This window comes from Dolichospermum sp. UHCC 0315A (genome assembly GCF_008121535.1).
GTDB lineage: Bacteria > Cyanobacteriota > Cyanobacteriia > Cyanobacteriales > Nostocaceae > Dolichospermum > Dolichospermum lemmermannii.
In genome coordinates this window covers 28,268-42,285 of record NZ_CP043057.1, presented here as the reverse complement: position 1 = coordinate 42,285, position 14,018 = coordinate 28,268, and the positions used below count along the sequence as shown (strand labels likewise).

The window sequence follows — 14,018 nt, the reverse complement described above, 5'->3', positions numbered from 1 at the left end:
TCTGTACGCATAATGTTTTGCTCCGAAGAGCCTCCCATTTCTGGGGTAATGTTAGCTTCGACCTGTTATAAGAGCTTGTTATACTTGCAACACTGTTTCAGTGACCTTAAAACTGTTTAATTGCAAATGACAGAGCAAGGAACTAGCTTCGCATTCCGGGGTGTCGTGACTCAAATAACGGCTACCCTTAGACTATGCTCAGGGTGGTCTGGTCAGTACAGCTTGTTTGATTTCTCTTGCAAGCTCAGTCCCTTTAGGGCTGGGTTACTGACTGTAACTACACTAACTTAAAGTTAAAAGGCTAAAATCGTGCCTTTTTAAGATAATAATATAATTCAGTAAATACCATAAGAGTCTTTTTGCCACTTAGGCAAAAGCTTGTACCACAACTGGGTAATCACAGCTTATGCAAGGGTTTCACCAACTTTTGGACTACCCCATGAAGCAACATCATCAACAGATGTAGCAAAAATTAAAGTTAAAAATCCAATAAATGTTAGATTGCATTGGTGCAAAACTTCTGTATGATCTTGCTAATGCGTAAATAAAATGAGTAATGGAGGTGAAGAGATGACAACCGGAGAAACGGCAAAAGGACAAAACGATACTAAATAGTAAACGCTTTGTCCCATCAGAGAATTGCCGATTTTAACTTTGCTCCATCTATGAGAGCGGGGTTAATTTCAAAGAAACCGTATCAGAGCGGGGTTAATTTCAAAGAAACCGAAGAAGTGGCGTTTAGGTTTGGCGACTCAAATTCCCACCAATTGGCTTTCTTAAAATTATTTCATGTTGCTCTCCGAGGGGGAGAGGGGGTCTTCTCCTATGAGGGGAATCCGTTCTTCTATATTAAAGCAGATTGCTGGAACATTCCAAGCCTTCCAACTGGAATATTTTTGGAAAATAAATAATCTGACCCTGGATTTACCCACCCAAATTACTGATTGAGACAGGATATAAAGTGTGGAAAGTGGCGTTTAGTAAGAGTTTTAACAATTTCACATCCACCCCTAACCCAAAATTTTCAACAACCTGTGTAAGTCCCAAGATTATTTACTCCTCGCCAAAAAATAAGCCAACCCAGAAAGAAGCAGCAGCAAATCTCATAAATATGTAAGAGCAACACGAATAACCCCCTCTGATACCCAGAAAAACCAAGTATCAAGAGGAATCTACCGTGTTAAATAACAAAGACCTAACATCAGTTAATCAATCTCCTGTTCCAGAACATCCAGAACATCCAGAACAGCAAGCAAACAGCCAAACATCAGCTTCTCAAAATAATCCAGAACAGCAAGAAAGCAGCCAATCTCCTGTTCACCCCCCCAACAACCTCACAGAAGCCGAATACCACGAACTAGCAGTTAGCAGCGCCATCCATCCAGAACTGATAGAGCGCAACTTCATCCACATCGCCGGCGATACAGTTCTCAACTACCTGTTCATTTCCAAAGCCATCCCTCGCTTAAACACAGGTAGAGTCACCAGTTCATTCCTCAAACTGTACCAATACGCCACAGAGGGGGGAATATGGATTAGTGGACTAGACCCCTTAAATAACTGGCAACCAATGGAGTGGGGACGATTCAAACCCACCCAAGGGCGTATTGACAAAAATGGCAAAATAGTTAAATACGAATCACCACCGAAAACACCCAACCGTGTCACCTACTTTGATGTTCCCGACTGCATTTGGGATAAAGTTGCAAAACGTTACAATATCAAACAAGATCATTCTTCCCCAGCACAGCATTTACAAGACCAATTAAATCCCCTCTCGTTTTGGGATACTCCCGTCTTATTTTGGGCATTGGTACTGTTGCTATGGAGTAATAACAAACAACAAACAGAGACAGTAGCAACCTCCACCCCTTCATTAAAAAGCGGGTTTTATTGGGGGAGCAAGAATAAACAACAAACAGAAACAATAGCAACTCCATTCTCATTGTGGGAATGGTTAGTAATGCTATTAAGCAAGAACCAACAACAAACAGAAATAGTCGAAACTCCCCTTTCATTTTGGGAATGGGTAGTGCTGCACCCAGAAATCCCGATTATTCTGTGTGAAGGGGAGAAAAAAGCAGCTAGTTTATTAAGTCAGGGATTTGTAGCGATCGCACTCCCTGGTATTTGGAACGGGCGGATTGGCAAAAAAGACTTTGACGAACGCTTACACCCCGACATCATGCCTGTTGCCCAACCAGGGCGTAAATTTATTATCCTTTTTGACTACGAAACCAAACCCAAAACCCGTTGGTCAATATTCCAAGCCACCTTGCGTACAGGTAAAACCATTGAAGCTGTAGGCTGTACCTGTGAAGTCGCACTGCTACCAGGTCCCGAAAAAGGCGTAGATGATTTTATTGTCGAACGCAGTAAATTAATCGAAAGTGGACAAACAGTTAAATACAGTCAATTCATTGAGGATAGTCGAACCAATACCCACACTCAAGCAGTTAAGCAGAATTTAATAGTTGAAGGTAATCAATTAAACAACGATGGTCAAATAATAGAATGTCATCAGGTAATTAATCAGATTTCACCAGTTGAAGACAATCAGTTAACAGACAACCGTAACGTCACAAAAAGCCATAGTGTAATTATTCAAAATCTACCACATCAAAGCAATGAACTAACAAAAAATAGTCAAGTAATAGAAAGCCATACTGAAGTTCATCCTATTGCACCATATCTAAACACTCAACTAATCGAAAATGGTCAATTAGTAAAGCATGATCATGTAGTTAATCAGAACTCACTAGTTGACAACAATAAACTTACCAATAACGGTCAAGTCATAGAATGTCATCAGAACTCACTAGTTGACAACAATAAACTTACCAACAACAGTCAAGTTACAGAACAGCATGAAGTAATCAATCAGGCTTCATTACTTGAAAGCAATCAACCTACTGAAAATTATCCAGTAACAAAATGCCATCAAGCAATTAATCAAAACTCACAAGTTGAAAACAATCAATTAATAGAACCTAGTCAATTAATAGAACAACATCTTGCAGTTAATCAGAATGTAGCAGTTTCAATTAATCAAATAAACGCCTTACTGACCACCATAATTGATGATGCCATCAGTTTAAAACAATACCAACGCTCATTCCACACTAGGCATCGGGGACTAAGCAGCAAATACAAACCAGATATTCGGGTCAACGTCAAATACCTATCATCAGCTGAAAAACTTCCCTCTTCTGGACTGGTAGTATTGTCCAGCGACATGGGGACAAACAAAACCGGACGCATGGCTCAATGGCGGGAAGCAAATCCTGATGTCAAATTCCTCAACACCGGACATCGGGTTAACCTGCTGAAAAACTTAGCAACTCGTCTTAAAACAGATATGTACTCTGATTTAAGTTATGCAGGTTTAGCCAAAGCACAAGCCCTCAGCATCACCATTGACAGTTTGCACAAGTTAAACACTCAAATGCTCAATTACGGATGCGTGTTTATTGATGAAGCTTGCCAATACTTAACTCACCTACTGCACAGTAAAACCTGTAAAGAATATCGAGCGCAAATACTGGAAGTGTTGGAATATATCGTTCATAACGCCTCGCTAGTAGTCATCGCCGATGCTCATATGGACGACATCACAGTAGAGTTCTTCCGCGCCATGCGTCCACCAGAGGAAAAACCCTTTATTCTCAAAAACGATTGGCGAAATGGCGATCGCTTAATTTATTGGTATGAAGGCAATAACTCCTCAGCCATAGTTGCCCAGATTTCCGCCGCGCTGATGAACAAACAGAAAATCATGGTAGCTTCTGACTCTAAGCGGTTCATTAAGAAACTAGAACAATCCCTTACCATGAAAGTACGGGTGGAAGAGGCAGGGAGCAGGGAGCAGGCTTCCGCCGTGAGCGTCAGCCGAACGGGAGCAGGGGGACTGGATATCTTTACGGTAGTTAAAGATGGTGCAACTCCAACTTTGTCATCGGTAAATTCCACAACGTCTGAAGGAATTAGCAATTTTAGTTCTCAAATATCACAAGTAAACTCAACATCATCTGAAACAGTTAAAGATGGCCATTCTCCAACTTTGTCACAGGTAAATTCAACATCATCTGCAACAGATAAAAATGAAAATTATCAAATATTACAGATAAATTCCACATCATCAAATCATTCCCCCACACCCGATAGCCAACACCATTCAGACTTAGAAGTGAATGCTCAGTCGAACACTGACGCTCACAGAAGCACCACATCCAGACTGAGATTATGGTCTATTCACTCAGACAACTCAGGTAGCGAAGAAAACGTTGCCTTCATCAAAGACATTACCAACGCCGTCAAAGATGTTGATGCCCTGTTAACCTCTCCCAGTCTCGGTACAGGAGTAGACATCAACGAATATCATTTTGACGTAGTATATGGCATCTTTCACGCCAAATCCCAAACCGCTACCGAATGCGCTCAACAACTGTACCGCTATCGTCCTCACGTCCCCATTCATGTATGGGTTGCCCCCCGTCCTCCCTTTGGTTATCAGGAAACCAACGCCCAGAAAATCAAAGAACGAATCCTGCAAACTAATGAAGTTACGGCTTTCCTCATCCGCATTGACAAGGAAACTGGACGCAGAGGAGTAGAAAAAGATTGGGCATTAGATACTTATTGTCAAATTCTTGCTGCCCGTAACCGCTCTATCAACAATCTGCGGGCTGATTTACAAGATCTATTAACAGAAATGGGGAATAAAATCATCTCCATGGGTGGTGATGAAGATACTTTTGCCCTAGAGCAGATGAAAAAAGCTGCTGCGGCTTTAGATACGGCTTATTACTCAGCAGTAACCAGAGCCAAGAATATCTCCCCGACGGAATATCGTCAGCGTCAAAATAAAGATTACCTTAAACCAGAAGAAGTGTTTGAATGTGAGAAATTCCGCCTTCAAGATACTTATGGAATAGAAGTTACAGAATCACTAGTAGAAAAAGATGCTGGTGGTAAATTAAGTCGAGCCATTTCCGCATTTGAGGCCATCCTCAAAGAACCAGATGGAACAATTTTTGACACTAACAGCAATAGACAATACCCAGCCCCACCAACAATTGTGGCAGAGAAAGACCGCCAAGAGCGAGAACATCTGCCTTTATGTATGGACTGGGGTAATTATTCAGCCAAATGGTTGGCACGGTTTAATTTAGGACTGCATGACATTTTAAAACGGTTAGTAGCAGGAGAGGAAGTGACTGCCCGTGATCCTGATTTATTGAGAATGGTAGCACTTGCTAAAGAATATGGGATCTACATAAAAACGATTCTGGGCTTTACAGTTCCAGATAAATGTCAACCGATATGGTTGTTAGGAACTTTATTAGACCAATTGGGATTAAAGCTGGATGACCGCAAGGAGGGTCCACGTGGGAAACAAGTAAAACTTTTCTCCCTTTCTCCAGTGGAATTGGATTTTGCCCTCAAGGTAATTGCTCACCGAGAGCATAAGCGGAACATGAAGCAGGAAAGGGCGCAGCAAGCTCAGGAATCACAACGGCGTTATCAGGCTGGAATGCAGTCTAGATATGGGGTTGCGCCACCGCCTGACCCGGTATCCACTCCCCCCCCTAATGGTATAGGGAATCCTCTAGGGGAGGGGGTGAATACTACGGTAGATCAAGTCGATTTTGCAGCTTGTTCTAGAGATGGTAATGACCTTTCTCTAGTTAATGGTGCTGATGGAGTTGATTTTAAGCAGTTTCAACTGGATGATGGCGATGACACTTCCTTGGTTAATTGTGTTGAGTTACTGAGAACGAGTTTGAAAAAGGGTGTGGAGGCGATAAAGTCGGTTCTTCGTTCCTGGAGTGAAGATAGAAGATGGGGGGCTGTGTTGTTGCTGGAGGACATTGCTGCTACTGAATTGCGCTCTCTAGAGCAGTTGATGCCACATTTTTATGATTGGCTGAGTGAATCGGTTTTACCAATGGATTGTTAGCAAGACATTCCCGATAAGACAGCCACGGAGATTCAATGTTCAATCATCTACTAAGAAACGGCAAATTTAAGTAAGGCGATAGCCGAGATGATCAACCAAAGATTCTGGGTTCAATCATTTACACCCCACATTCCGCACCCCAAAATGTTACAGAGGGAAATTACGGAGATGAAAATCAAAGGGAGCATCAAAACAAACAGATAAAGTGAAAAAAGGCATTTGAGAAACAGTAAATCACCAAAAATGTCATCAAAATCTATTCTCAATAAGAAGCAATAAGAATGCACACCACCTGGAGAGGTCAATAGATAAGTGAAAGAAGATATTCAAGAAACAATTATAAGTTAGACTAATCAATTAAAGTAAAAAACGAAATTATAGACATAGTAAAATGGAGCTATAAATCAAAGAGATTAGCTCATCTTTACAAGAGAAATTAAATTGATAGAGATGATAATTAGCTGACTAATTGATAGTAACGTAAACAATCATCTGGTAAAAGACTCAAGATAAAATCTCTGTCCTTATTCCAATTAGAAATATGTTTCTCCTGATTGAGTGTAACCAAATGAATACACTGAAAGCATTGAAAAATCCAGCGTAAAGTAGGACGATTAGTTGCTTTGCCTAATTGATTTTTAATTGTTGATTTAGACTCCAAAAGAGCATTTCTAATATGACGTTGAGCCAAAGTATAAACCAGTAGACATAAACCCATAATCATTCCCAAAGACTCTATTCTCTCAGGACTTTTGAGGAAAATACTGTCGGCAAAAAATAATGGGTCTTTGAGAAAACCAAACCCCCTCTCACATGACTGCTGGGCTTTATATTCACTTAGCATAGAATCATTGCTTAGTTCCTGTGAATCTAAAACATTTGTCGCAATAATAAAACGTCCCGCACTCAGCAATTCTGTATTAATTTTACTTTCATCCTGGGAGACTGTAGCTGATATTTGATAGGATATTTCTCCTGAAGTATCTTTTTTATTAGATTTTACTTGAGTCACCGTACTTTCGTGAATTTGATGATATTTGAATTGTTTTGATAATTTTGATAATGCCTTGATAGCATCTGCAACACATGCAAATCTCTCTTGTGATAACTTTTTCAAATCTTGCACAGCTTTTGATTCTGCTTTGGTAATTTTTTGTGTGAGCTTATGCAGGTCTGATTCTTTTCTTTCTTGACTTTGCACTACTAACCATCTTTGTTCTATCCCTGCATAATTTTGGATTTTTGATGCTAATTTATATCCTGGTATTGTACTATCAATAAATTCTGATTCTGCTAATGTTGATATTAATGTTTTTGCTGCTTTTATGCTTAATGGTACTCGACATAACCAACGTAATTCTGACATCATTTTCAGGTTTGATTCTGTATATAAAGCAGCGTCAGCAACCATGAGACTATTAACTTCTAATTGTTTTTGATATTCTACTGCTATTTGACCAAAACATGATGAATCTGCTTGATTTCCCGATGCTAGTTTTAAAAATATTGGGATGTCTCCATCTCCTGAACATATCATTTCTATGATGAATTGTTTTAAATCTGGTCTATGGTCACGGGAATAACCGTAGGTGATGGTTATTTCTTTTGGTGATTTTACTGCTAATTCTTCTAATTCTTGGTTATTTCCTACTTTTTGACTCTCAAATATTACGAATGGTAAGCTAGTGTTATACTGCCCATGCACGTGCATTGATGATGAGTCTAGATGTGATGTTGATAGTGATACTCCAAATTTTTGAGCAGCTTTTAAGGCTATGATAAAAAAGATTGTATCTAAGCCTTTTATAAACAGTTTATCCATGACTCTCCCCAATTTATCGTCGTTAAGATATTCTGGTTTTACTCCTGTTCCTATTAGATGCTCACAGGCGATTGTTTCAAAATATTGGGGAAACATATATAACGGTTTGGAGACAAATCCTAACCCGTTTATTATCATGGCTTTTACCACTTGACCTGCATTTACTTTTTCGTCTTTTTCGACTCCTATTAATTCATTTATTATTTCTACTATTCCGATTGAATCTATGATTCCTGCTACTATCCCTAGATGGTCTATGTTCTCAATTTCTATTTCTTGAGGTTTTAATTTCACAACAGTTTCCTCTAATACTTCTGTTGTCATCAATTATTTCTTATTTGGTTATCAATTCATTTTTTTCTTTTGTTACCAAGTTTCACTTTATCACACCACGTCCCTTTTAATGCTACTTATTCTTATTAAGCATCTTAATTTTTGAATTGGCTTTAGTTATTATGTACTACTTTAAGGGCTTTTTTGATCTGTGACAGTTTGGGGTGCGGAATGTGGGTTCAAAAAACACCACCATGAACACGCCCAATTACAGTTTATTACGGCAAAGCCTTTGGACACCACCTACCACACCCATTGCCGAAAATTCCCACGCAAATAATCATCCCCCAGAACCAACAGAAATCACCGAATTTCTAGGTGAAGAATTACTCGGGGTCTAGCCGGGATAAGGGTAAAATGGGACACGTTGTAAATAAATGTTGCAGAAACCAATTTAGTGATTTATTAACTTGCCCGAAAATGGTAAAGAGACATTCAACTTTTGCACACTAAAATCAACTTTTTACGCGGTTCAGCCTCTCAAACTTGCCCATAAATAACCCTTTTAGGGAATGTTTTTATTTGAAATGTTAAGTTCAGATGGAGGCTGAAACAACGGTAAATCAAGAGTTTTGAAAATTAAGTTTACAAAACTTTACATCATGTCCTATTTTGCAGGTATCTCGGCTGTACCCCTAGTGGTCTGTCAATTTTGATTTTGTGCGTTACCGATCTCCAGAATTATTGTGGAACAGTCAATATACAATAATCTTACTCACAATTTTAAGCTTGACAGACCACTAGTAGTGCAGCAATGCAAATAATTGACATCAGCAAGCCCACAACACCCACCATTAAGGGTAATTATCATACATCTGGGTCTACTTTAGGTGTGCAAATAATCGGCAACTACGCTTATCTTGCTGATTTTTATTTAGGGTTACAAATAATCGACATTAGCAACCCCTCTAAACCCACCATCAAAGGAAATTATCGTACTTCAGGCATTTCTGTAGATGTGCAAATACTCTTTTAAAAGTGGGTAGGTTATTCTATTTTTTTTAATGTCATTTTAAATCACAGTTAAAAGCCCATCATTAATCAGTCGGCGAGTAAGGACAAGCTTTGCATTATCACTTAAATTATCAGGCATTTCCCTAATAGCAAACCTTTCTGAATTTACTACAAAAAGAAATGCAGGCTCTAGTATATTAGCCCCTGTGATTGCATAACCACCTGAAAATTGTAGCCTAACTGAGTCCTTATCTTTAAAAACTCGGCAGAACATTCCTTCTCGTTTTCTAACTATAGTATCTGTATTAAGTGTATCTATTCCAGAGGTATGAAAGCAATCATCATCAGGCAAGGATTGCATTTTATTCATCACTCGCTCTGCAATACGGTCAGTTGCTTCCTCAATATTAAGAGACTGTAGGAGCCGTTTCAGGAGTAATTCACTCTTAGCATATAGTAAAGGCAACATTTGGTTGCTGTTAGTAAACCCAATTGGTAAAGATTCACGAAATTCAACGTCTTGCTCACTAGCTAATTCAAGGACTGATTCAAGGAGGGTTTTCCAGGAGAGAGGGCTTACTCCCACGGTCAAATGCATAGAAAATTCATCTGAGGTTAATGCCTCATGAACCATACCTCTAGGGATGTATAGTAAATCTCCAGTTTGAAGGTAGGCATTTAGTTTAGGTTCTCCTACATATCCTTGAGGAATATCCTGAGCCATTTCATCTAACGGTAGGTTTATCAATGAATTATGTAAACGCCAGTTCTTGGAGCCTTCAATCTGTAAAATGAATACATTCTGAGTATCAAAGTGAGGCGCAAGTCCCTGAGAACCTTGAGGTGTCAAATACATATTCACATTGACAAGAAAATTGAATAACACCTCGAAACTTCGACAAAGCAATGCAATAGGTTTCCATCGTAATTGCAAATCGTTCAGGACAATAGTATCCCCTTGTGCATAGGCTTTAGTAAGACGATCAATGCTTGGAACTTGAGTTGTATAGTCAATCCAACCCTCTTTCCTATTGTGGTTGGCAAGCTGAACGATACCCCAAGATAACTCTCTACTCCAGAGAACTGTACTTAGCTCTTGCACTGAAAACAAACCAGAATAGTAATTAGAATTATTTCGGGATATTACAAGAGGCTCTTTCTCCCAGTACTTATGGAAGAACTCTTCAGGCTGAAGTGGTTGTATAAGACTTTCAAAGCTAGTTACGTACATCAAATCAAGTTTTTTCTATAAACTAAGTTGGGATTGGCAGGACTAGAGTACAACTCCCTCAAGTTCTACTTCCTCTAAAGTCAACTTGTTGAGTGCTGCTTGACGATCTATCATCATTTCCCTAACCCATTCCTGATTACTGTGGTTAATATAGTTTTCAATGCAGTAAGCAGAATAACCAATGTGGTTGATCTCATCACGAATCAACAAGTCAGACATACGAGTAAGTTTGAAACGAGTCTCTGGTGTAGTATAGGCTTGAAGTACAGGACGCAAAAGAAGTTGCAGAATCAGTGCCCGAATTTCCATCAAATTGACTTGGATTAACTCATATATCACAGTTCGCTCGTCCATAAATTGAGCAGGGGAAGTTGGCTCAGTAAGTGGATGGTTTTGCTTAGTGTAACCAGGAGATAATGTTTTTAACTGTGTTCTAAACTCTGTCTCTATTGCACTAGGAAAGAGTATGTCAAGCATAGTAATGAACATTTTTGAATGTCGAGACTCATCTATGGAGTGACCACGAACTAACTCTACGTACTTCTGATTCTCAATGATCTCAGAGAACTTCCAAATTTGTCTAGAGCCGTATCCCTCTTTGTTTGCATTTATAATTAGAGAGTTAGCAAACCACTCAGGCTTACGGGCGAGCTGACGATACAAGTCTCCGTACCATGTCATACCATGTGGAGGCGGGTGAATCTCACATGCTTCACTCAAAAAATCTGCGTAGTATTCAAAATCCTGAAAACTATAACTTTGAAGATAATTTAGCGCCAACTCACTAACGTTGTTCATTTTTATATCCTTACTTTACTTTGTTTTCCGCAGAAAATAAGAATTCTTTTTGCGGAAAGTGAATTTATGTAAGTAGGCGAACAGAAAAATTTAAAAGTATGTAACCGTATGTAAAGTTGTCTCAATGCATATTCTTATTGAGTTTCAGCCATTTTACAAAACGCAATACCCCTCATTTTTATTTTGTTCACCTACTTAAGCTGATTATGTAACTGGACTAGGTAATCATACAATTCCTGAAAATTTGACAAAATGGGTTTGTGAAAAAGTGATACTTGTTCGCTTTATAACAAACCCAGTCAATTCAATTTTAACTGCGCTGATGACCGATTTAACTGCGCTGATGACCGACCAAGAGTGTGATTACGAATTGCAAATCCACCATTCAATTGTTGCATTTCATTTGGTGATAGTTTTGCTATCTTTAAACTTTTTACTTTATCAATGTTAGTGTTAATTGATTTGATGTCTTCGTCACTCATTTCAAACTTAATTTGCTCGTTCTTCTGGCTCATATTTACTCTCCTTGATGATGTATATTGATGATCTAGACTAACCTAGTAAGCATTTTTTAGATTTTACTAAGAAATACATTGATAACTGCAATGGCTAGTCTTTTGAGAATTCACAAAAAAAACGGGTAAATTAGGCAAGCTTTCTAATTTGCATTGCCAAAAATTACAACCTGTAGGACTACTATCTAATTTCTGAACAATCTTTCAGATAAAACCCTAATTGAAACGGGTTTTTAGTCTTAGTATGTTTTTGAACATCAAGTTAGTAGTTTTATAATAAAAGTATAACTAATAAAGTTATTTTTTAAACAAAATATGAGTTTTATTGATATAGATCCAAATAAAAAATAGACTAAAATGTTATCTAAAAAGTTATTTATCTGCGTATAAATAATATCTTTTTGTCAAAATAATCTCTAAGTAATAAAAACATAATTTTTGGAAAAACATAATTTTATCAGTGTAATTAGCAATAATACATTTAGTATCGTCGTGTATCTTTAGTTAATTTATTAAGTAAACACTTAAAAGATTACAATATTATGCTCATATTAATAAAAGTTATGAAAAATCTAAGTATGATATAACCCACATTCCGCACCCTTAACTGTCACAATCGGTTATTACGGAAATTGATTAATAAAAAAGGAGTAAAAAATTACCTTTGGCTCAAAAAAATGAATTTTGGATAGGAAAATTTATCAGATGTATTCTCAATAAGGAGCAATAAATACAAGAGTGATTTGGTAGAGAATTTTAATAATATAATTTTATGTTGATAGTCTCAATACATAATTGAGACTTATATTTATCTAAAAATCAAGTTTAAAACGCCATGAGAATTTCAGAACATTAATTTGGGGTCTAAGTAAGTCGGCCCAATAAAATCGATATATGTTTAGTTTTGTAAAAACCGTGAAACACCCTATTTATAAGGTATTCGTTAATTTATATTTCGTTACATAGATTGATTTTTTAACGCCGACCTACTTATCACTATCAACATCACATCTAGACTCATCATCAATGCACGTGCATGGGCAGTATAACACTAGCTTACCATTCGTAATATTTGAGAGTCAAAAAGTAGGACATAACCAAGAATTAGAAGAATTAGCAGTAAAATCACCAAAAGAAATAACCATCACCTACGGTTATTCTCGTGACCATCGTCCAGACTTAAAACAGTTTATCATAGAAATGATATGTTCAGGAGATGGAGACATCCCAATATTTTTAAAACTAGCATCGGGAAACCAAGCAGATTCATCATGTTTTGGTCAAATAGCAGTAGAATATCAAAAACAATTAGAAGTTAATAGTCTCATGGTTGCTGACGCTGCTTTATATACAGAATCAAACCTGAAAATGATGTCAGAATTACGTTGGTTATGTCGAGTACCATTAAGCATAAAAGCAGCAAAATCATTAATATCAACATTAGCAGAATCAGAATTTATTGATAGTACAATACCAGGATATAAATTAGCATCAAAAATCCAAAATTATGCAGGGATAGAACAAAGATGGTTAGTAGTGCAAAGTCAAGAAAGAAAAGAATCAGACCTGCATAAGCTCACACAAAAAATTACCAAAGCAGAATCAAAAGCTGTGCAAGATTTGAAAAAGTTATCACAAGAAGAATTTGCATGTGTTGCAGATGCTATCAAGGCATTATCAAAATTATCAAAACAATTCAAATATCATCAAATTCACGAAAGTACGGTGACTCAAGTAAAATCTAATAAAAAAGATACTTCAGGAGAAATATCCTATCAAATATCAGCTACAGTCTCCCAGGATGAAAGTAAAATTAATACAGAATTGCTGAGTGCGGGACGTTTTATTATTGCGACAAATGTTTTAGATTCACAGGAACTAAGCAATGATTCTATGCTCAGGGAATATAAAGCCCAGCAGTCATGTGAGAGGGGGTTTGGTTTTCTCAAAGACCCATTATTTTTTGCCGACAGTATTTTCCTCAAAAGTCCTGAGAGAATAGAGTCTTTGGGAATGATTATGGGTTTATGTCTACTGGTTTATACTTTGGCTCAACGTCATATTAGAAATGCTCTTTTGGAGTCTAAATCAACAATTAAAAATCAATTAGGCAAAGCAACTAATCGTCCTACTTTACGCTGGATTTTTCAATGCTTTCAGTGTATTCATTTGGTTACACTCAATCAGGAGAAACATATTTCTAATTGGAATAAGGACAGAGATTTTATCTTGAGTCTTTTACCAGATGATTGTTTACGTTACTATCAATTAGTCAGCTAATTATCATCTCTATCAATTTAATTTCTCTTGTAAAGATGAGCTAATCTCTTTGATTTATAGCTCCATTTTACTATGTCTATAATTTCGTTTTTTACTTTAATTGATTAGTCTAACTTATAATTGTTT

At 37.5% G+C, this 14,018-nt stretch carries 7 protein-coding genes and 1 pseudogene; 4 read left to right on the top strand and 4 right to left on the bottom strand.

What is annotated here, in order from left to right; all coding sequences use genetic code 11:
- The first annotated feature begins 1,177 nt into the window (after positions 1-1,177).
- Positions 1,178-5,959, top strand: a complete 4,782-nt coding sequence (locus tag BMF77_RS28450) for a DUF3854 domain-containing protein (protein ID WP_246863186.1) — start codon at positions 1,178-1,180, stop codon at positions 5,957-5,959.
- Between the two features lie 457 nt (positions 5,960-6,416).
- On the opposite strand, the gene BMF77_RS25595 is transcribed toward BMF77_RS28450, so the two are convergent.
- The gene (locus tag BMF77_RS25595; RefSeq protein ID WP_148762023.1) at positions 6,417-8,105 is read right to left on the bottom strand and encodes an IS1634 family transposase; all 1,689 of its coding nucleotides are present in this window, start codon (positions 8,103-8,105) and stop codon (positions 6,417-6,419) included.
- Between the two features lie 203 nt (positions 8,106-8,308).
- Between BMF77_RS25595 and BMF77_RS27110 the strand changes: the two genes are divergently transcribed.
- Both BMF77_RS27110 and BMF77_RS25590 read left to right on the top strand, forming a co-directional pair.
- Complete coding sequence (locus BMF77_RS27110) at positions 8,309-8,455, top strand: hypothetical protein (protein ID WP_168204492.1); 147 nt, start codon at positions 8,309-8,311, stop codon at positions 8,453-8,455.
- Positions 8,456-8,868: 413 nt separating this feature from the next.
- Positions 8,869-9,090: a hypothetical protein gene (locus tag BMF77_RS25590; RefSeq protein ID WP_148766683.1), complete on the top strand. Its 222-nt coding sequence runs from the start codon at positions 8,869-8,871 to the stop codon at positions 9,088-9,090.
- A 36-nt stretch (positions 9,091-9,126) separates the two neighbouring features.
- Here the strand turns inward: BMF77_RS25590 and BMF77_RS25585 are convergent, their stop codons facing one another.
- The 3 genes from BMF77_RS25585 to BMF77_RS25575 all read right to left on the bottom strand — a co-directional run bounded on the left by BMF77_RS25585 (position 9,127) and on the right by BMF77_RS25575 (position 11,612).
- On the bottom strand, positions 9,127-10,299 hold the full coding sequence (locus tag BMF77_RS25585) for a cupin domain-containing protein (RefSeq protein ID WP_148766681.1): 1,173 nt from the start codon (positions 10,297-10,299) through the stop codon (positions 9,127-9,129).
- 42 nt (positions 10,300-10,341) lie between these two features.
- Positions 10,342-11,097, bottom strand: a complete 756-nt coding sequence (locus BMF77_RS25580) for a hypothetical protein (protein WP_148766679.1) — start codon at positions 11,095-11,097, stop codon at positions 10,342-10,344.
- Positions 11,098-11,396: 299 nt separating this feature from the next.
- Positions 11,397-11,612 carry a hypothetical protein gene (locus BMF77_RS25575; protein WP_148766677.1) on the bottom strand — a complete coding sequence of 72 codons (216 nt, stop codon included), beginning with the start codon at positions 11,610-11,612 and terminating at the stop codon, positions 11,397-11,399.
- Positions 11,613-12,602: 990 nt separating this feature from the next.
- Here BMF77_RS25575 and BMF77_RS25570 point away from each other — a divergent pair.
- Positions 12,603-13,892: pseudogene (locus BMF77_RS25570) on the top strand (IS1634 family transposase); the annotation flags it as partial.
- Between the last annotated feature and the right edge of the window lie 126 nt (positions 13,893-14,018).